The organism is Kineosporia sp. A_224 (assembly GCF_002198655.1).
In the GTDB taxonomy this organism is placed as follows: domain Bacteria; phylum Actinomycetota; class Actinomycetes; order Actinomycetales; family Kineosporiaceae; genus R-H-3.
The window spans coordinates 1-17374 of the sequence record NZ_MWLN01000163.1 but is presented as its reverse complement, the minus strand read 5'-3'; the positions used below and the strand labels follow the sequence as shown (position 1 = coordinate 17374).

The 17374-nt window shown below is 75.1% G+C and carries 18 protein-coding genes and 1 pseudogene; 6 read left to right on the top strand and 13 right to left on the bottom strand.

Annotated elements, in window-relative coordinates; genetic code table 11:
• Positions 1-54 precede the first annotated feature (54 nt).
• Both EDJALFJO_RS14680 and EDJALFJO_RS14670 read right to left on the bottom strand, forming a co-directional pair.
• Positions 55-1140, bottom strand: a complete 1086-nt coding sequence (locus EDJALFJO_RS14680) for a hypothetical protein (RefSeq protein ID WP_088286474.1) — start codon at positions 1138-1140, stop codon at positions 55-57.
• Between the two features lie 704 nt (positions 1141-1844).
• Entirely contained in the window at positions 1845-2537 is a 693-nt protein-coding gene (locus EDJALFJO_RS14670) for an SDR family oxidoreductase (protein WP_158220440.1), read from the bottom strand.
• On the opposite strand from EDJALFJO_RS14670, the pseudogene EDJALFJO_RS36445 reads away from it, so the two are divergent.
• The 4 genes and pseudogenes from EDJALFJO_RS36445 to argA all read left to right on the top strand — a co-directional run.
• Positions 2494-2829, top strand: a pseudogene (locus EDJALFJO_RS36445) (TetR/AcrR family transcriptional regulator); the annotation flags it as partial. The gene EDJALFJO_RS14670 and the pseudogene EDJALFJO_RS36445 overlap by 44 nt on opposite strands.
• A 305-nt stretch (positions 2830-3134) precedes the next feature.
• The gene (locus EDJALFJO_RS14660; RefSeq protein WP_088286468.1) at positions 3135-3332 is read left to right on the top strand and encodes a hypothetical protein; all 198 of its coding nucleotides are present in this window, start codon (positions 3135-3137) and stop codon (positions 3330-3332) included.
• Entirely contained in the window at positions 3332-3763 is a 432-nt protein-coding gene (gene arfB / locus EDJALFJO_RS14655) for an alternative ribosome rescue aminoacyl-tRNA hydrolase ArfB (protein ID WP_088286466.1), read from the top strand. The genes EDJALFJO_RS14660 and arfB overlap by 1 nt, the downstream gene beginning before the upstream one ends.
• A gap of 75 nt (positions 3764-3838) precedes the next feature.
• Entirely contained in the window at positions 3839-5170 is a 1332-nt protein-coding gene (argA, locus tag EDJALFJO_RS14650) for an amino-acid N-acetyltransferase (RefSeq protein ID WP_088286464.1), read from the top strand.
• Positions 5171-5254: 84 nt separating this feature from the next.
• On the opposite strand, the gene EDJALFJO_RS14645 is transcribed toward argA, so the two are convergent.
• The 11 genes from EDJALFJO_RS14645 to EDJALFJO_RS14595 all read right to left on the bottom strand — a co-directional run bounded on the left by EDJALFJO_RS14645 (position 5255) and on the right by EDJALFJO_RS14595 (position 15126).
• Complete coding sequence (locus tag EDJALFJO_RS14645; protein ID WP_088286463.1) at positions 5255-6211, bottom strand: NAD-dependent epimerase/dehydratase family protein; 957 nt, start codon at positions 6209-6211, stop codon at positions 5255-5257.
• Positions 6212-6362: 151 nt separating this feature from the next.
• Positions 6363-7262, bottom strand: a complete 900-nt coding sequence (locus EDJALFJO_RS14640; RefSeq protein WP_369812537.1) for an A/G-specific adenine glycosylase — start codon at positions 7260-7262, stop codon at positions 6363-6365.
• A gap of 34 nt (positions 7263-7296) precedes the next feature.
• Positions 7297-7707 carry a type II toxin-antitoxin system VapC family toxin gene (locus tag EDJALFJO_RS14635; protein ID WP_088286459.1) on the bottom strand — a complete coding sequence of 137 codons (411 nt, stop codon included), beginning with the start codon at positions 7705-7707 and terminating at the stop codon, positions 7297-7299.
• On the bottom strand, positions 7704-7988 hold the full coding sequence (locus tag EDJALFJO_RS14630) for a type II toxin-antitoxin system Phd/YefM family antitoxin (RefSeq protein WP_088286457.1): 285 nt from the start codon (positions 7986-7988) through the stop codon (positions 7704-7706). Before EDJALFJO_RS14630 ends, EDJALFJO_RS14635 begins: the two co-directional genes overlap by 4 nt.
• 91 nt (positions 7989-8079) lie before the next feature.
• On the bottom strand, positions 8080-9162 hold the full coding sequence (disA, locus tag EDJALFJO_RS14625) for a DNA integrity scanning diadenylate cyclase DisA (RefSeq protein ID WP_088286455.1): 1083 nt from the start codon (positions 9160-9162) through the stop codon (positions 8080-8082).
• Between the two features lie 225 nt (positions 9163-9387).
• The gene (radA, locus tag EDJALFJO_RS14620) at positions 9388-10821 is read right to left on the bottom strand and encodes a DNA repair protein RadA (protein WP_088286453.1); all 1434 of its coding nucleotides are present in this window, start codon (positions 10819-10821) and stop codon (positions 9388-9390) included.
• Between the two features lie 69 nt (positions 10822-10890).
• The gene (locus tag EDJALFJO_RS14615; RefSeq protein ID WP_198950304.1) at positions 10891-12024 is read right to left on the bottom strand and encodes a hypothetical protein; all 1134 of its coding nucleotides are present in this window, start codon (positions 12022-12024) and stop codon (positions 10891-10893) included.
• A 134-nt stretch (positions 12025-12158) separates the two neighbouring features.
• A complete protein-coding gene (locus EDJALFJO_RS14610; protein WP_143448585.1) occupies positions 12159-12536 on the bottom strand; it encodes a hypothetical protein in 378 nt (125 codons plus the stop codon).
• Positions 12537-12616: 80 nt separating this feature from the next.
• On the bottom strand, positions 12617-13303 hold the full coding sequence (locus EDJALFJO_RS14605; protein ID WP_088286449.1) for a class I SAM-dependent methyltransferase: 687 nt from the start codon (positions 13301-13303) through the stop codon (positions 12617-12619).
• A 25-nt stretch (positions 13304-13328) separates the two neighbouring features.
• The gene (locus tag EDJALFJO_RS14600; protein ID WP_088286518.1) at positions 13329-14204 is read right to left on the bottom strand and encodes a hypothetical protein; all 876 of its coding nucleotides are present in this window, start codon (positions 14202-14204) and stop codon (positions 13329-13331) included.
• Between the two features lie 49 nt (positions 14205-14253).
• The gene (locus EDJALFJO_RS14595; protein WP_198950303.1) at positions 14254-15126 is read right to left on the bottom strand and encodes a GNAT family N-acetyltransferase; all 873 of its coding nucleotides are present in this window, start codon (positions 15124-15126) and stop codon (positions 14254-14256) included.
• A gap of 57 nt (positions 15127-15183) precedes the next feature.
• Here EDJALFJO_RS14595 and EDJALFJO_RS14590 point away from each other — a divergent pair, with 57 nt between their 5' ends.
• Positions 15184-16119, top strand: a complete 936-nt coding sequence (locus EDJALFJO_RS14590; RefSeq protein ID WP_088286445.1) for a Ppx/GppA phosphatase family protein — start codon at positions 15184-15186, stop codon at positions 16117-16119.
• Positions 16120-16182: 63 nt separating this feature from the next.
• On the top strand, positions 16183-17181 hold the full coding sequence (locus EDJALFJO_RS14585; RefSeq protein WP_233149869.1) for a sugar phosphate isomerase/epimerase: 999 nt from the start codon (positions 16183-16185) through the stop codon (positions 17179-17181).
• The last annotated feature ends 193 nt before the right edge of the window (positions 17182-17374 follow it).

The following is a 17374-nucleotide window of genomic DNA, read 5'->3' as shown; positions in this document are numbered from 1 at the left end:
CCCGATCCTTCCGGATCGGGGGCCCTGCTGCGTCGGCCGGACCTTCGGGCGTGGTCAGGTCCGGACGGTGAGCGCCACCCGCTCGTGGCCGCCGAGGGTGCCGTCCCGGACGAGGGCGACCCAGCCGCCGCGGTCGAGGACGGTCTCGATGAGCTCGTCGACGAGGTCGTCGATGACGTCGGGCGCCTCGGTGTCCTCGGCCGGGGTGACGAGGTCGCCGTCGACGGAGAGCCGGGCCGGGAACCGGTATCCCTCCTCGACGGCGAGCATCTCCGGGCGCTCGGTGCGGGCGGCGAGCCAGGCGGACGCGATCCCGGCGGCGACCCGGTGCGCGCCGGCCCGCCGCTCGAGCAGGGCGAGGGCGTCGTCCTGGCGGGAGAGCAGGTAGCGCTCGAGGACCGGCCGGGTGCGCGCGGCGAGGTCCTCCAGGGACGCGTGCTCGACCGCGCCGTGGACGGCACCGGCGAGCCGCCCGGTGTGGCGGGACACGGCGGTGAACGCGGCGACGGTCCGCTCGGGCCCGGCGACGACGAGCGGTGCCGGGTGCAGCCTGAGGTGGGTGCCGAGGGCCCGGTCGACGATCCGCATCGACGTCGCGAGGTCGGGGGCCTCCAGGGTCCGCAGGTCGAGCGGGAAGTGCCGGCCGGGGACCGGGGCGAGCCGGCCGGCCTGCCCGTCGAAGAGGGCCGCCCGGTGGGCGCTCAGGCTGAGGACGACGTGCCGCGGGGTGCGGTGGAGCGCCCGGACGAGGTCCCGGGTCGCGAACGAGGGGTCGACGACCGTGCGGTCGTCGACCTCGACGGGCAGCCGCACGGTGCGGGCGAGAGCCTCGCTCGCGTACAGGGCGAGCCCGCGCTCGGTGGGGGCGGTGACGGCCTCCTGCACGAGACGGTCCAGGGCGTCGACCACCGTCCGGCTCTCGAGCCCCTCGGCCCGCAGTCGGCCGAGGGCGTGCAGCCGCAGCCGCTCCAGACGGGCCGCGTCGCCGGGTGCCATCCGCGGCGCGGGCTGCGTCGTCATCATGAGCGAGACGCACGGGTAGCCCCGGACGGCCTGGACGAGCGTGACGAGGCCGGTGGTCAGCGGGGACGGCGACCAGGCGGCTCCGGCGGCGGGTGGGTCCAGGGTCAGCTCAGGCACGGCGGGGCTCCTTCGAGATGGTGGGGGACGGTCGGGCGGTGGCCGGGCCGGCCGGCGCCCCGCGACCCGACGGCACGACGCGAGGGAGCGTCGCGGCCTGCCGCACGGGGAGCGGCAGAGACGTGCCGATGAGGGCTGCTGCGGGGAGCCGGCCGGGCCGGCCGGTCGCGCGGTACGGCTGCCTGCCAGGGACCGCCGTGCTGCGCCGGGCCGTGGCGCGGCGGACGGTCGGTGGCGCGTCGGGGGTACGCATGACAGCCTCCGGCGACAGGAGCCTGCCTCCCGCGGGCCGGTCGGCCCGCGGGAGGGGCTCGGAACCGGAGGTCTCTCCCGGCCGCCTCGGACGCGGCCCCGGGCCGCCGGACGCCGCGCCGTCCCGGCCTCGCCGGGGTGCTGCGGCAGTCGTGATGACGACGACCCGGTCTCGGGATACTCCCCTCCACCTATGCGTCTAGTTTCAGGAATTGCAGTTCGTTTGTCAAGGGATCGAGAGCGCACGATCGAGAGTCGGGGCAACGTCCTCTGGCGGGCTGTGCACCTCAAACTGGGAAGAGTGCGTATCGCTCCAGAGGGCGGTCGGCAGAGCGGGCCGGTCGCCGACCTCGCCCGGGCTTCCACGTCCTGTGGCGGCTGAAGTACCTCAAACGTGCCGGGAAGCGTGCTTCACCCGCCAGAGGACGGTCAGGCGGGGTGGTGAGCCGCCGTCACCCGACCGGGACGACGCCGTCGGCCGTGAGGTCGACGACGCGGTACCAGCCGGCCGGGTCCGAGGCGGTCTGCTCGGCGAGGTCGGCGTAGACCTGCGCGACGACGTCGGGGGCGAAGGGTGTCCCTTCGGCGACCGTGCCGCGGATCGTCACCGTGGCGACGTGGATGCCGTCGGGGGCGAGGTCCTCGGCGAGGGCGAGGGCGAGGTTGCGCAGCGCGGCCTTCTGCACCCCGAGCGTCGCCGCCCCCGGGAAGGGCCGGTCGGCCGAGCCGCCGCCGGTCGCGAGGATCGTGCCGGTGCGCTGGGCCCGCATCGTCGGCAGCACGGCCCGGGCAGCGGTGAGCAGCGGAGCCGTCCCGACGGCGAGGTCGGCGAGCAGGTCGGCGGCGCTCGTCTCGTCGCTGCGCTGCGCCCGGTAGCGCGACGGGTTGACGACGAGGACGTCGGCCCGGCCCGAGTGCCCGCAGAACCGCTCGATCGCGAGCGTCAGGCGGGCCTCGTCGGTGACGTCGCACGGCGTCCACCCGGTGGTGACGCCTGCGGCCTGGAGCGACGTGCCGAGCTCAGTGAGCCGGGCCTCGTCGCGGGCCACGAGCGCGATGTCGTAGCCGAGGGAGCCGAAGCGACGGGCGGTCGCGGCCCCGATGCCCGGGCCGGCGCCGACGATGACAGCGAGAGGGTTCGACACGTGGGCGACGCTACCGCCGATCCCCGACCGTGCGCGTCGTCGCCGTCCGCGAGGTCCGCCCGTGCCCGCAGGGAGCGGGATGTGGTCCACTTGGTCCGCAGACAACGTTGCCATGCAGGGAGGGTCGATGGCCTACGTGCCCGTGGAGCAGCGCCGGGAGCAGCTCGTCGCGGCCGCCCTGCGCGTGCTCTCGCGCGAGGGCGTGGTCGGTGCGACGACCCGCCGGATCGCCGAGGAGGCCGGGGTCCAGGTCGGCACCGTGCACTACTGCTTCACCGACAAGGAGGAGCTGTTCGCGGCGGTGATGGACCACCTCACCGACGAGCTCCTCGGGGCCGGTGGCGGAGCACCCCTGCCGGACGGCGACCTCGTGGCGATGCTCCGCAGCGGCCTCGACGTCCTCTGGCCGGTCGTCGGCGCGGACCGCGGCAAGCAGGCCGTCGGCTACGAGCTGACCCTCACCGCGATGCGGACGCCGCGCCTCGAGGGGCGCGCGCCCGGCAGCAGTACGCGGCCTGCCTGGCGGCCGTCGAGACCTTCCTGCGCGGGGTCGCGGCGGGTGCCGGCCTGCCGCTGCCGGACGGCGAGCCGGCCCGGTTGGCGCGCTGGGTCGTTGCGACCGTCGACGGCGCCGTGCTCCAGCTCGTCGTCACCGGCGACGAGGCGGCCGCGTACGAGGTGCTCGACACCCTCGTCGGCGCGGTCGCGACCCGGATCCGGGAGAGCGCCGGAGCGGCGGCGGCGCCCCCGGCCCGCCGCCGGGTCCCCAAGCCCGCCGTCCCGCCGGAGTCGTGATGGACACCGACCTCGTCGTCACCGCAGCCGTCCGGATCCCCGTCGACGAGCTGCGCTGGCGGTTCTCGCGCTCGTCCGGGCCGGGCGGGCAGGGCGTCAACACCACCGACTCGCGCGTCGAGCTCGGCTGGGACGCCCCGGCGTCCGTCGCGCTCCACGGTCTCGGCGACGGGGTCCGGGAGCGGGCGCTCGAGCGGCTCGCCGCACGGTCCGTCGACGGCGTCGTGACGATCGCGGCGTCCCAGTTCCGGTCGCAGCTGCGCAACCGGGACGCGGCCCGCGCCCGGCTCGCCGCCCTCGTCCGGGAGGCGGTCGCGCCGCCGCCCGCGGCCCGCCGCAGGACCCGGCCGACGCGCGGCTCCCAGCTGCGCCGGCTCGAGGGCAAGAAGCGCCGGTCCCAGGTCAAACGGCTGCGCCGGGGCGAGGAGTAGGCCGGACGGCGGACGTGCCGCGGCTGGCCGACCCCGCTCCCGCGGATGCGGGTCCGCCCTGGCTAGCCTTGCGCCGTGGAACCCGGCGACTTCGTGGCAGCACTGCGTGGCGCCGCTCCCTACGTGCACTCCCACCACGGCCGCACCGTCGTCGTCGCGTTCCCCGGCGAGACCTGCGCCCGGCCGGACTTCGAGCGGCTGCTCTCCGACATCGCGCTGCTGTCGAGCCTCGGCCTCAAGGTGGCGATCGTCCACGGGGCCCGCCCTCAGATCGACGCCGAGCTCGCGCTGCGCGGCCTCGAGCCGCAGTACGTGGGGGACCTGCGGGTCACCGACGAGGCGGCGATGGTGGCGGTCAAGGCCGCGGTCGGCGCACTGCGGATGGACATCGAGGCGAAGCTCTCGTCGAACCTCGCCGGCACGCCGATGGGCGGTGCGCAGGTCAAGGTCGTCGGCGGCACGTGGGTCACCGCGCGGCCGGTCGGCGTTCGGGACGGCGTCGACCACCTGCTCACCGGCACCGTCCGCCGGATCGACCTGGACGCCGTCCAGGAGGCCCTGTCGGCGGAGCGGATCGCGCTGCTGTCGCCGGTCGGCTACTCCCCGACGGGCGAGGCCTTCAATCTGCGCAACGCCGACGTCGCCGAGGCGCTCGCCGCCGGGCTGCACGCCGACAAGCTCGTGTTCGTCCTGGAGTCCGACCCCGCGACGTGGGACCTCGCGCGGTCCGCCGGGGACGCCGGGCACCTGCTCCTGTCGGACGCCGAGCGCTTCCTCGCGAGCGACGAGGTGCTCGGGCAGCTCTCCGCCGAGGACCGCAACTGCGTGCGCGCGGCGCTGGCCGCCTGCCGGTCCGGGGTGCGCCGGGTGCACCTCGTCGGGGCCGGCTCCGACGGGTCGCTGCTGCGCGAGCTCTACACCCGGGACGGCGCCGGGCTGATGTTCTACGCCGACGAGGACTACGAGTCGACCCGGGACGCGACGATCGCCGACGTCGCGGGCATCCTCGCCCTGCTGCGACCGCTCGAGCAGTCCGGGATCGTCGTCCCGCGCTCGCGGGAGCAGCTCGAGCTCGACGTCGACGGTTTCTCGGTCATGGTGCGCGACGGCATGGTCATCGCCTGCAGCGCGCTCGTGCCGTACGACGAGGACGGCGCGGCCGAGTTCGCGGCGGTCGCCGTCCATCCGAGCTACCGCGGCCGGGACCGGGCGGAGGCGCTGCTCAAGCGGGCCGAGGTGACGGCGCGGCAGCGCGGCCTGACCCGGCTGTTCGCGCTGACGACGCACACGCCGCACTGGTTCGTCGAGCACGGGTTCGTCCGGGGCGGGCCGCAGGACCTGCCGGCCGCCAAGCGGGCCGGCTACAACGAGCGCCGCAACTCGCTCGTGCTCGTCAAGTCGCTCTGACGGCGCCGGCACGCCGGGAACGCCGGAGCCCCGGCAGCCGAGGGCTGCCGGGGCTCGAGACGTGGGGTGGTGCGGGTGGTGCGGTCAGACGCCCGCGGACGACATCGAGTAGCGCTCCTCGAGCTGCCACTCGACCTGGCGCTTGAGGCCGTCGTACGGCTCGACCGAGGGGTTGTAGCCGAGGAGCTCGCGCGCCTTGTCGACGACGGCGCTGGTGGAGCGCTGGTCGCCCGGGCGCTTGGGGGCCCAGGTGATCTCGGGGGTGACGCCCGCGTGCTCGCCGATGATCGAGAGCGCCTCGAGCAGGGTGATGAGCTTGCCGCCGCCGATGTTGAAGATCTCGCCGGCCGGGCCCAGTGCGAGCGCCGCGCTGATCGCCGACACCGCGTCGTCGATGTACGTGTTCGAGCGGCTCTGCAGCCCGTCGCCGTGGACGACGACCGGCCGGCCGCTCGTCACGGCGTCCGTGAAGATGTTGTAGGCCATGTCCGGCCGCTGCCGCGGCCCGTAGACCGAGAACAGCCGCAGCACCGTGACGGGCAGGTCGTGGGTGCGGTGGAAGGCCAGCGCGAGCTGCTCGGCGGCGAGCTTGGTGACGCCGTACGGCGAGACCGGCAGCACCGGCACCGACTCGTCGCCGGTCGCGTCGAGGCCGTAGACCGAGGACGTCGAGATCTGCACGAAGCGGCCGACGCCTGCGCGGTGCGCGGCGTCGAGCAGGCGCTGGGTGCCCAGGAGGTTGCAGTCCTGGTACAGCTGGAACTGGCTCCAGCTCTTGGCCAGGCCCGGCATGGCGGCCGCGTGGACGATGCCCTCGACCCCGTCGAGGACGGCGTCGAGGTTTCCGTCGCGCAGGTCGACCTCGGCGAGGGTGAACCGGGGCGCCGCCTCGAGCCAGTGCGAGAGGTTGCGCTCCTTGAGCGAACGGTCGTAGTAGGGGACGAAGGAGTCCAGCCCCACGACCTCGTGCCCGTCGCGGACGAGGGACTCACTGAGGTGGGAGCCGACGAACCCGGCGGCTCCGGTGACACAGACCTTCAATGAACTGCCTTTCCCTGTCGAACGCCCCCGATGCTCAGAAAGGTAGACGGGCGATGAACGAGGGATCGCCGGAACAGGTGAAAATCAGGTGTTCGTGCCCGCGAACGTGATCGACGCCACGTGTAATCGATTGTGCGCGTAGAGTGATCGGTTACCCCGGGAGCGTGAGGCTGCCGTCGTCGAGGACGTCGACGAGGCCGTCCGCCACGAGGCTGCCGAGGCACCGGTCGCGCTGGAGCGGGTCGCGCAGGGCGTCGTCCGGGACCTGCGCCACGAGGTCGTCGTGCGGTACCGGGCCGGACGCCGCGCGGAGCACCGCGAGGACGAGGCCGCGGACGAAGCGGTCGGTCCCGGCGTAGGACTGGCCGCGCCGCGGCGGCCCGTCGTGGGCGGGCGCCCCGGCCGCCTGCCAGGCGCACCGGTCGAGCACCGGGCAGTCGCCGCACCGTGGCGCCCGGGCCGTGCAGACGAGGGCACCGAGCTCCATGCTCGCGACGGCCCACGTCGCGGCGGTCGCGGCGTCGTCCGGGACGAGGGCCGCGGCGAGCGCGCTCTCGGCGGCGGTGAGGGCCGGGGCCGGGTACTCGGTGCCCGTCACGGTGCGGGCGAGCACCCGGCGGACGTTCGTGTCGACGACGCACGTGCGCCGGCCGAACGCGAACGCCGCGACCGCCGCGGCGGTGTAGCTGCCGACGCCCGGCAGCGCCCGCAGGTCGGCCTCCTCGGCCGGGACCTCGCCGCCGTGCCGCTCGACGAGCGCCGCGGCCGCCTCGTGCAGCCGCAGCGCGCGGCGCGGGTAGCCGAGCCGGTCCCACATCCGGATCGCCTCGCCCGGGGCGTCCGCGGCCAGCGCCGCCGGGGTCGGCCAGCGCCGCATCCATGCCTCCCAGGCGGGCAGGACGCGGGCGATCGGCGTCTGCTGGGCCATCACCTCGCTGACGAGGACGCCCCACGGCGTCCGGTCGTCGCGGCGCCAGGGCAGGTCGCGCTGGTGGACGGCGTACCAGGCCAGGACCGGTGCGTGGAGCGGGTGCGCGGGCATCGGCGGCATCGTCGCACGGCCGCCCGCCCGGCCGGGTGCGGGGTCAGGAGGTGAAGGGGTCGACGAGCGGGAGGTCGAGGCCGTCGAAGTCCTTGACGTTGCGGGTCACGAGGGTGAGGCCGTGGACGATCGCGGTGGCCGCCATGAGTGAGTCGGGGACAGCGAGCGGACGGACGGCGTGGAGCCGTCCCCAGACGTCGGCGACCTCGGCTGTGACGGGCAGGATCCTGTCCGCGAACGACCGAACCGTCTGGTCGACCCACGCGTCCAGGGCCTCGGCCTGGACGGGGTCGCGCCGGCGGATGAGCGCCGCCCCGCGGCGCAGCTCGCCCACGACCATCGCGCTGATGCTGAGCCTGTCAGGCCGCGTGGCGCCGATCCAGGCCACGACTGACGGGTCAGGTCGGGGCTTGCGCACCTCCGACACGATGTTGGTGTCGAGCAGGTAGCTCATCGAGCGGGGTCCTCGGACATCGCCGTCGTGAACGGGTCGGGCCGGACGAACATCTCGGACCTGGCCTGCTCGAGAGCCTCGTCCAACCCGTCGATGACCGGCCCGTGGAGCAGATGGTCACGGAACTCGAACGTCTGCCCCGTCAGCTGTCGGTAGTACACCGCGTCGACCACGAAGGCCACCTCCTCCCCGTGCTTCGTCACTGCCTGCGGACCCTCGTCACGGGCACGGCGCAGCAGTTCGCTGAACCGCTGCTTGGCCTCCTGGACCTGCCATCTCATGACCTACCTCCGTCTGGACAGTCTAGACAGGACTCAGAGGCCGGGCAAGATCTGCGACGGTGCAGTGGGGGTCCGGCGGTGGAACGAGCCGTCAGACGTAGCGCTCGAGGATGCTCGACTCGGCGAGGCGGGACAGGCCCTCGCGGACGGCGCGGGCGCGCTGCTCGCCGACGCCCTCGACGGTCATGAGGTCGTCGAGGTTCGCCGCGAGGAGCTTCTGGAGGTCGCCGAAGTGGTCGACGAGCCGCTCCATGATCGTCGGGGGCAGTCGCGGGACCTTGTTGAGCAGCCGGTAGCCCTTGGGGCTGACGGCGGCGTCGAGCGCCTCGCCGCCGGTCGAGAAGCCGAGGACCCGTGCGACGAGCGCGAGGTCGACGAGCTCGGTCGACGGGATCTGGGCGACGTCGTCGAGGAGCTCCCAGACGGTGCGGTCGCTGCGGGCGGCGTCGATGTAGTCCCGGATGACGAGCTCGCGGTCGGGGCTCACCCCGCCGATGAGCTCGTCGAGCTGCAGCGACAGCAGCCGGCCGTCGGTGCCGAGCTCGACGACGTAGTGCGCGATCTCGGTGGAGATCCGGCGGACCATCTCGAGGCGCTGGACGACGATGGAGACGTCGCGGACCGTCACGAGGTCCTCGATCTCGAGCGCCGAGAGCGTGCCTGTCACCTCGTCGAGGCGCGCCTTGTAGCGCTCGAGCGTCGCGAGCGCCTGGTTCGCCTTGGCGAGGATCGCGTCGGAGCCCTCGAGGACGTAGCGCAGGCCGCCGACGTAGAGCGCGACGATCCGCATCGACTGGCTGACGGAGATCACCGGGAAGCCGGTCTGCTTCGCGACCCGCTCGGCGGTGCGGTGCCGGGTGCCGGACTCGCTCGTCTCGATGGACGAGTCGGGGACGAGCTGGACGGCGGCCCGCAGCAGCCGGGTCAGCGCGGTGTCGGTGACGATCGCGCCGTCCATCTTCGCGAGCTCGCGAAGACGCGTCGCGGAGAACTCGACGTCCAGGACGAAGCCGCCCGTGCAGACGTCCTCGACGGTGCGGTCGTGCCCGAGGACGATGAGCGCGCCGGTCCGGCCGCGCAGGATGCGCTCGAGCCCGTCCCGCAGCTCGGTACCCGGGGCCACGGCGGCCAGAGTGGCGCGCAGCAGCTCCTCGGGGGAGCGATCTGGTGCCACGACGAGATACCCCCACGGCGATCGGCGTCAGGCCGCGCGACAGCTCCGCGACCTCCGGTCAGGGGGAAGTGTATCGGCGCGAAGGCCCCGATGCGGTCACGTGAGGGCGTGCCGTGACGAGACCCTCACCCCGTGCGACCTGCGACGACGCCCGCCGGGACCGCTGGGCGAGGCGCCTCGCCACCCTGCATGTGCACCTGCACGGGAACCGGCCGCGGGGTGCGGTCAGCCCCGCCCTGCCGTCGCTCTGAGGTACGCCGACCCGACGTCCTCGACCTCGAGGACGACCATCCCGTCGGGCGCGGCGTCGTCGGTGCCGGCCGGCACGATCGCCTTGTCGAAGCCGAGCCGGGCGGCCTCCGCGAGCCGGCGGCCGACCCCGGCCACCCGGCGCACCTCGCCCGCGAGGCCCACCTCGCCGATGGCGACGAGCCCCGGCACGAGCGGCGCGTCGTAGCTGCTGCTCGCCACGGCCAGGCAGACAGCGAGGTCGGCCGACGGCTCGGTGAGCCGTACGCCGCCGACGGTCGCGACGTAGACGTCCTTGCCGGAGACCCCGAGCCCGGCCCGCTTGTCGAGGACGGCGAGCGCCATCGCGACCCGGGAGGCGTCCAGCCCGGACGTCGCGCGTCGCGGGTTCGGCGTCGTCGACGCCGCGACGAGGGCCTGCACCTCGGCGACGAGCGGGCGGCGCCCCTCGAGCGCGACGGTGACCGCCGTCCCGGCGACCGCCGCCCCGCGCCGGGAGATGAACAGCCCGCTCGGGTCGGGCAGCCCGACGATGCCGGTGTCCGACAGGTCGAAGCAGCCGACCTCGTCGGTCGGCCCGTAGCGGTTCTTCACCGCGCGCAGCAGCCGCAGCCGGGAGTGCCGGTCGCCCTCGAACTGGCAGACGACGTCGACGAGGTGCTCGAGCACGCGCGGACCGGCGATCGAGCCGTCCTTCGTCACGTGGCCGACGAGCAGGGTGGCCATCCCGCGGGCCTTGGCGACCCGGATCAGGGAGGCCGCGACCTCGCGGACCTGGCCGACGTTGCCCGGCGTGCCGTCGACGGCGTCGCTCGCGATGGTCTGCACCGAGTCGACGACGAGCAGGTCCGGCGAGCACTGCTCGACGTGGCCGAGCACGGTCGACAGGTCGGTCTCGGCGGCCAGCAGCAGCCGAGGTCGCAGTGCCCCGATCCGCTCGGCCCGCAGCCGTACCTGGGCCGCCGACTCCTCGCCGGTGATGTAGAGGACGGTGCGCCCGTGCGAGGCGGCACGCGACGCGACGTCGAGCAGGAGGGTCGACTTGCCGGTGCCGGGCTCGCCCGCGAGCAGGACGACGGCGCCGCTGACGATGCCGCCGCCGAGCACCCGGTCGAGCTCGTCGACGCCGCTGGCCCAGGTCGCCGCGTGCGAGGCCTCGACCTCGCCGATCGGCTGCGCCGGGACGGCGGCGTTCCTCGCCTGGGTGACCCCGGCGGTGCCGCCGCCACCGGCCTCCTCGAGGGTGCCCCACGCCTGGCACTCGCCGCAGCGCCCGACCCAGCGGGTCGACGTCCAGCCGCACTCGCCGCAGCGGAACGTCGGCCGGGCGTCGCGCGCGGTCTTCGCGGCGGCCTTGGCCGCCTGCCTGCTCCCCGCCGCCCCGCGCCCCGGGCCCGCTGCTGTCGTCACGTCCGCGAACCTAGACCAGAGGGCCGACAACCGGCCCGCGGTCTGCCCGCGCAGCCGCGGGAAGGACGGTCAGCGGGTCGTGACCGGGCCCATCCGGACGACCTCGAACGCGCTGCCCGGCACGTTCTTCAGGGCATTGAGCTGCTCGTCGTCCCAGCGCCGGTCGGGCGCCCCGGACAGGTACCAGTCGCTGCCGTTGTCCGCGACGATCATCCCGTAGCGCTGCAGCGCGACGAGGACGACGCGGGCCTGCGGCGGGTACTTCGAGACGTCGAACGAGGCCTTGAGCCGCACCCGCATCCCCATCGGCGGCAGCGCCGCGCTCGGGTCGCTGCTGGCCCAGTGCCGGGCCGGGGCGACGTAGCCCTTGCGGGTACGGCTCACGGTGAACCGCAGCGCGTGGTCGATCCGCCCCGCCCGGACCTCGTCGTAGCGCACCAGGCCGGGCAGGATCGGCAGCCCCGCGGCGTCCGCGCTCGTCCAGCCGGCAGGGCGGGAGGCGCCGGTGCGCAGGTCGAAGACGGCGCCCGAGCCGGCCCGCCAGGACCGCCCGCCGTCGACGGGGTAGGCCGCGTACAGCTCGTAGAGCCGCTGGTGGTCGCGGTCGACGACGATGACGTGCCGGTCGCCGTCCGCGGCGGCGCCGCCCTCGACCGGGGCGTTGCGCGGCACCGGGTACGGCCCGCGGTCGCTCTCGTCGGCGTACTCGAAGCGCACCGGCACCTTCGCCTGCGTCCCGGCGACGACGACGTAGGGGATCCCGAACGGCCCGCCGTCCCAGTTCGCGCCGAAGTCGGGGTGCAGCCGGTCGCCGGCCCCGATCGACGCGATGAGCGTCGCCGAGCGCGGGTCGACGGGTGCGCCGTCGACCCGGGTGTTCCAGGCGTTCGACGCCGGGAACAGGCGCAGGCCCGCCAGGCTCGCGCCGGGGCCGAGCCCGCCGAGGGCGCGGGCGGGGGCCCGGGTCGAGCGTCCCGCTCCGACGGTCGCGGTCACGGTGCCGGTCCCGCCCGTCGCTGACGGCGCGGACGAGGTGGGTGCGGCGGACGACGCGGCGGCCGTCGGTGCCGCGCTGGCGGTCACGGGTCCGGACGGTGCAGGCGCGGTGAACGCCTCGGTCGTGCCGCAGGCCGCGAGCGCGAGGCAGGCCGCCGAGGCGAGGACGGCGCCGGCGGCGGCGCGGGCGGCCCGGGGGAGCGTCACGGGCGTCACTGTGCCACCGACGTCCGGTGACCGGCCAGGGGCGGTCCGGGCGTACCGGTCCCGGGGCGGGCTCACCGAGCGTGAGCCCGCCGCCGGGGTCGTCGGGCCGACCGGGTCGGCCGTGGAGCCGGTGGTCAGCCCCGCGAGAGCATCGTCGTGGCGAAGATGATCCCGCCCGAGACGGTCGCGAAAGCCGGGACGAGGCCGAGGATGAGCAGCCCCGCCTCGCCCTTGCGGCGCCAGAGGAAGGCCATCGAGAACAGCACGATCGCGGAGCCGACGACGCTGATCGCGAACGCCGTCCAGATGTCGCTCGGGTCGGCGCCCCGGCTGCCCGGGGAGACGATGAGCGCCGGGACGGCGAGGGCGACGACGAGGCCGAGCGCCCAGACGGTGACGGCACCGATGGTCGTCGCGTCGGCCTTCGGCCAGCGGATGGGGGCCTGGGCCCTGTTCTCCGGGTCGCGCTGCGTGGCGGGCCCGGTGCCCTTGGACGTGGATGTGGTGGACATGCCCTCCACGATCCTCCACGTCGGCCCTGTGCGCGACCCTGCCGCGCGGCCGGTCGCCGAACAGCCGCTCGGGCCGCGGCTCAGTACGTCCGGTGCAGCAGGTTGACCGCGTAGTCGACCCCCGTGCCGGGGTGCTCGGCGAGGATCCGGTCGGCGTGCTCGGGGGCGAACTCGATCCGGACGACGGCCTCGAAGTCTGCCCGGCTCGCGTGCTCCCAGCGGATGTCGAGGCTGCGGCGCGTCCAGCCCTGGAACGCCCAGAACCGTTCCACCGCAACGGGGTCGTACGTCGGAAGCGCCCGCCGGAACCAGCCGCCGAACGTCGAGCGGGTCGCGTCGTTGTCGATGACGAACGCGGTGCCGCCGCGGCGCACGACCCGCCCGAGCTCGCGCAGCCCCGGCTCGCAGCCGGGCCCGAAGAAGTACGCCCAGCGGGCGTGGACGACGTCCACGCTGCGGTCGGGCAGCGGCACGCGCTGCGCCGACCCGGCCCTGACCTCCACGTGGCGCAGCGCGCGGGTGCGCCGGCGGGCCAGCGCGACGAGCGGCGGGTGCGGCTCGACGCCGACGACCTGCCGCGCGGTCGCCGCGAACCGGGGCAGGTGGAACCCGCTGCCGCAGCCGAGGTCGAGCACGACACCCCCGGCCCAGTCGTGCACCTCGCGCATCGCGGCCTCGATGACGCCGTCCGGGTCGACGCCGCGGTTCTCGATCTCGTAGACCTCGGGGTGGTCCCAGATGTTCGGGCTCTTCACGGCGTCGGTCATGTCGTTCTGCCTGTCCGTCCGGCGGTCAGTCCGTGCGGACGTCCTTGGAGCCGGCGCGCCGCTTCGCGGACGCCGCGCGGGCCGCCTCGGTGGCCGGGTGGACGCTGAGCGGGAGCAGCCTGCGGGAGCCGAGGAGCTGCTCGCAGTGCCGGGCGAGCACCTCGTAGGCGGGCAGCCCGATGAGCTCGACGAGCTCGTTGCGCAGGCTCTTGTAGACGGGCTCGCGCCCGACGTGGGCCTCGGCGTTGCCCGTGCAGTACCAGTCGAGGTCGTGGCCGCCGGGGCCCCAGCCGCGCCGGTCGTACTCGGCGATGCTCACCTCGTTGTACTCCGAGCCGTCCGGGCGCTCGACGGTGCGGTACGAGCGCCGGATCGGCAGCTGCCAGCAGACGTCCGGCTTGGTCTCGAGCGGGTCGCGGCCCTCGGTGAGGGCGAGCAGGTGCAGCGCGCAGCCGCCGCCGTCCGCGTAGCCGCCGGGGTTGAACCCGCGCCGGTTGAGGAAGACGCAGGCACCGTCGACGACCTTCGTCTTGCGGGCGCCGTCCGGGTCCTTCTCGGTCCACTGCGAGCGCTTGGGGGCGGCTGCGTCCCAGCCCTTCGGCATGAGCTGCCACTGCTCCGGGGTGAGCCGGCGCGCGTGCTCCTCCACCCGCTTCTCGTCGTCCCGGTCGGCGAAGTGCGCGCCGAGCGTGCAGCAGCCGTCCTCGGGGCGCTCGCTGTAGATGCCGTGGCAGCCCTGGCCGAAGATGCACGTCCACGAGGAGGTGAGCCACGTGAGGTCGGCCCGGTAGACCGTCTTGGCGGGCTTCTCCTCGGACTGCCCCGCCGGGCCCTCCGGGTCCGGGAACTCGACCCACTGACGGGCGCTGTCGAGCGGGATCTCGTGCGGGGTCAACGGCATCCGCACAGCGTAGGGGACGTGCCCCGGCCCCGGCGGCGGCAGGGCGGCGTCACGGCAGGAGGAAGTAGTCCTCGGTCGAGACGGGGGCGAAACCGAGCGAGGTGTAGAGCCCGAGCGCCCGCTCGTTGGCGACCTCGACCTCGAGGTGCACCAGGGCCGCGCCGTCGGCGAGGGCCTGCCGGCAGGTGCGGCGCAGGACGTCCCGCCCGATGCCCTGCCCCTGCAGGTCGGGGCGGACGGCGAACCCGTAGACGCCCGCGACGTCGTCGGTGCGGGTCAGCCGCAGGCAGCCGACGACGGTGCCGTCGCGCTCGGCGACGACGGTCTCGGCGCGCAGCCGGCGGGACCGCTCGCTGTCGTCGGCGACGCTGAAGTCCGGGCCGTGCGCGCCGAACGCGCCCCGCAGCAGCTCGTCGACCGCGCTGCCGTCCGCCGCGTCGGAGCGCATGGGGCGCAACGAGATCCGCGCGTCCTGCGGGCCGTCGGCGGGCGGGCCGGTGAGCTGCAGGGCGTGCTCGCTGTGGTCGAGGACGGCGCCGCGCGCCTGCGCGAACGCGGCGCCGGCCGGCGTCGTCCGCGGCGTGACGAGGAGGACCTTGCCGATCCCTCGCGCGGCGCACAGCGGCAGCGCCGCGTCGACGAGGGCGGTGCCGATCCCGCGCCGGCGCGCGGCCGGGGCGACCATGCCGCCGAGCTCGCCGAACGCCCCGCCGAAGGCGTAGATGCCGAGGAACCCCACGAGCCGGTCGCCGTCCCACCAGAGCAGGTCCTCGACGTCCTCCCCGGAACGGCTGCGCAGCGTGCCCCACTCGAGCTTGAGCCGGCCGCCGTCGGCGGCGACCACCTCCCGCTCGAGGGCGGCGACGGCGTCGAGGTGGTCGGCGGACAGGACGCGCACGGGCTCCAGCACGAGGTCACCCAAGCAGCCTCCCCGGGAGGGGCGTCAACCCGTTTCCGGGGCGGCGGATACCGTGGCCGCATGCGACTGGGTGTTCTCGACGTGGGATCGAACACCGTCCACCTGCTCGTCGTCGACGCGCACCCGGGGGCCCGGCCGATGCCGGCGACGTCCCACAAGCTCGAGCTGCAGCTCGCCCAGCACCTGCTCGCCGACGGCCGGATCGGCCGGGCGGGCGAGAAGGCCCTCGTCGAGTTCGTCGGCTCGTGCCTCGAGGTCGCCGACGACCAGGGTGTCGAGCAGATGCTCGCGTTCGCGACGTCCGCCCTGCGCGAGGCGCCGAACGGCGACGAGGTGCTCGCGAACGTCCGCGCCACGACCGGTGTCGACCTCCAGGTGCTCACCGGGGACGACGAGGCCGCGCTGACGTTCCTCGCGGTGCGGCGCTGGTACGGCTGGTCCGCCGGCCGGCTGCTCGTGCTCGACATCGGCGGCGGGTCGCTCGAGGTCGCCGCGGGGATCGACGAGCTGCCGGACGTCGCGGTGTCGCTGCCGCTGGGCGCCGGCCGGCTGACCCGGGAGCGACTGGCCGGCGACCCGCCGTCCGCCGACGACGTCAAGGCGACCCGCAAGTACGTCCGGGCGGAGGTCGCGAAGGTGGTCCGCGACGTGACGAAGGCCGGTGCCCCCGATGTCGTCGTCGGGTCGAGCAAGACGTTCCGCAGCCTGGCCCGGGTCTGCGGCGCCGCCCCGAGCGCCGAGGGGCCGTACGTGCCGCGCACGCTCGGCCGCGCCGCGCTCGCCGAGCGGCTGCCGAAGCTGGCGCGGATGTCCGCCGGGGAGCGCTCCGGGCTGCCCGGCGTGTCGGCCCGGCGCGCCGCGCAGCTGCTCGCCGGCGCGCTCGTCGCGGACGCCGCGATGGACCTGCTCGGCGTCCCCGAGCTCGTCATCTCGCCGTGGGCCCTGCGGGAGGGCGTCATCCTGCGCCGGCTGGACTCGATCACGGCCGCAGAGTGACGGCCCGTAACCTGGTGTCATGCAGGTCCCTGGTCAGAGCCCGTCGACCGCGAGAGGCGCCGCGTGAGCCCTGACTCCCCGGACGGCCCCGGGCCGGCGGCCGGCGCCCCGGTCCGGGTGCCCGCGGCGACCGTCGCCCTGTCGACCGCCTCGGCCTACCCGGAGACCTGCGTCGACGCCTTCGCGATGGCCGCCGACCTCGGCTACGACGGCGTCGAGGTCATGGTCTGGCCCGACCCGGTGACCCAGGACGCCGCCGCCCTCCAGCGGCTCTCGGACCACTACTCGATGCCCGTCCTCGCCGTCCACGCCCCGACCCTGCTCGTCACCCAGCGGGTCTGGGGCCGCGACCCGTGGACGAAGGTCGAGCGCTCGTGCGAGCTCGCGCAGCGGCTCGGCGCGCCGACGGTCGTCGTCCACCCGCCGTTCCGCTGGCAGCGCGAGTACGCGATCGGGTTCGTCGAGGGCGTCGCCGAGATCTCCGCGCGGACCGGCGTGAAGATCGCCGTCGAGAACATGTACCCCTGGCGCGCCCGCGGCCGGGAGGTCCTCGCGTACCTGCCCGGCTGGGACCCGGTGCCGCTGCCGTACTCGCACGTGACCCTCGACCTCTCGCACACCGCGACGGCGGGCTCCGACGGCCTCGGGATGGCCCGCGACCTCGGCGACCGGCTCGCGCACGTGCACCTCGCGGACGGCCTCGGCTCCGCCAAGGACGAGCACCTCGTGCCCGGCCGCGGCAGCCAGCCGTGCGGCGCCGTCCTCGGGCTGCTCGCCGAGCACGGTTGGGACGGCTGCGTCGTCGTCGAGGTGAACACCCGCCGCTGCCGGACCCGGGCCGAGCGCGAGTCCGACCTCGCCGAGTCCCTCGCGTTCGCCCGCCTGCACCTCGCGGCCCCCGCCGCGGCCGAGGGCCGGGTGCCGGGTGCACCGCCGCTGCCGCCCGAGCGGCTCGTGCCGCCCGACGGCGGCCCGGAGATCCTCCTCGACGCGGACGGCGAGATCGTCGTCGGGGCGGACGGCGAGGTCCAGGTCACCGACGCCGGGTGGCCCTCGCCCTGACGCGGCGGGCGGAACCCCGGACCCCGGCCCCGCGTCGCAGCCCTCGTCCGCCGGTACGGCGGGAGACGACGAGGTTCGCGAGGAGAGCGATCGGTCCGGATGACGAACAGGACGGCCGGTAGGACGCAGGACGCAGGCACGCAGAGCGGTACGCCGGTGCGGGGGACGGCCCGCCCCCGCCCGCTGCGCCGGC

What these genes read in the sequence shown, in the direction of transcription:
- arfB (WP_088286466.1), top strand. Translation starts at nt 3,332, where the DNA reads ATGGACACCGACCTCGTCGTCACCGCAGCCGTCCGGATCCCCGTCGAC.
- EDJALFJO_RS14640 (WP_369812537.1), bottom strand. Translation starts at nt 7,262, where the DNA reads ATGCCGCCGATGCCCGCGCACCCGCTCCACGCACCGGTCCTGGCCTGG.
- EDJALFJO_RS14635 (WP_088286459.1), bottom strand. Translation starts at nt 7,707, where the DNA reads ATGAGCTACCTGCTCGACACCAACATCGTGTCGGAGGTGCGCAAGCCC.
- EDJALFJO_RS14630 (WP_088286457.1), bottom strand. Translation starts at nt 7,988, where the DNA reads ATGAGATGGCAGGTCCAGGAGGCCAAGCAGCGGTTCAGCGAACTGCTG.
- EDJALFJO_RS14610 (WP_143448585.1), bottom strand. Translation starts at nt 12,536, where the DNA reads ATGTCCACCACATCCACGTCCAAGGGCACCGGGCCCGCCACGCAGCGC.
- EDJALFJO_RS14605 (WP_088286449.1), bottom strand. Translation starts at nt 13,303, where the DNA reads ATGACCGACGCCGTGAAGAGCCCGAACATCTGGGACCACCCCGAGGTC.
- EDJALFJO_RS14600 (WP_088286518.1), bottom strand. Translation starts at nt 14,204, where the DNA reads ATGCCGTTGACCCCGCACGAGATCCCGCTCGACAGCGCCCGTCAGTGG.
- EDJALFJO_RS14590 (WP_088286445.1), top strand. Translation starts at nt 15,184, where the DNA reads ATGCGACTGGGTGTTCTCGACGTGGGATCGAACACCGTCCACCTGCTC.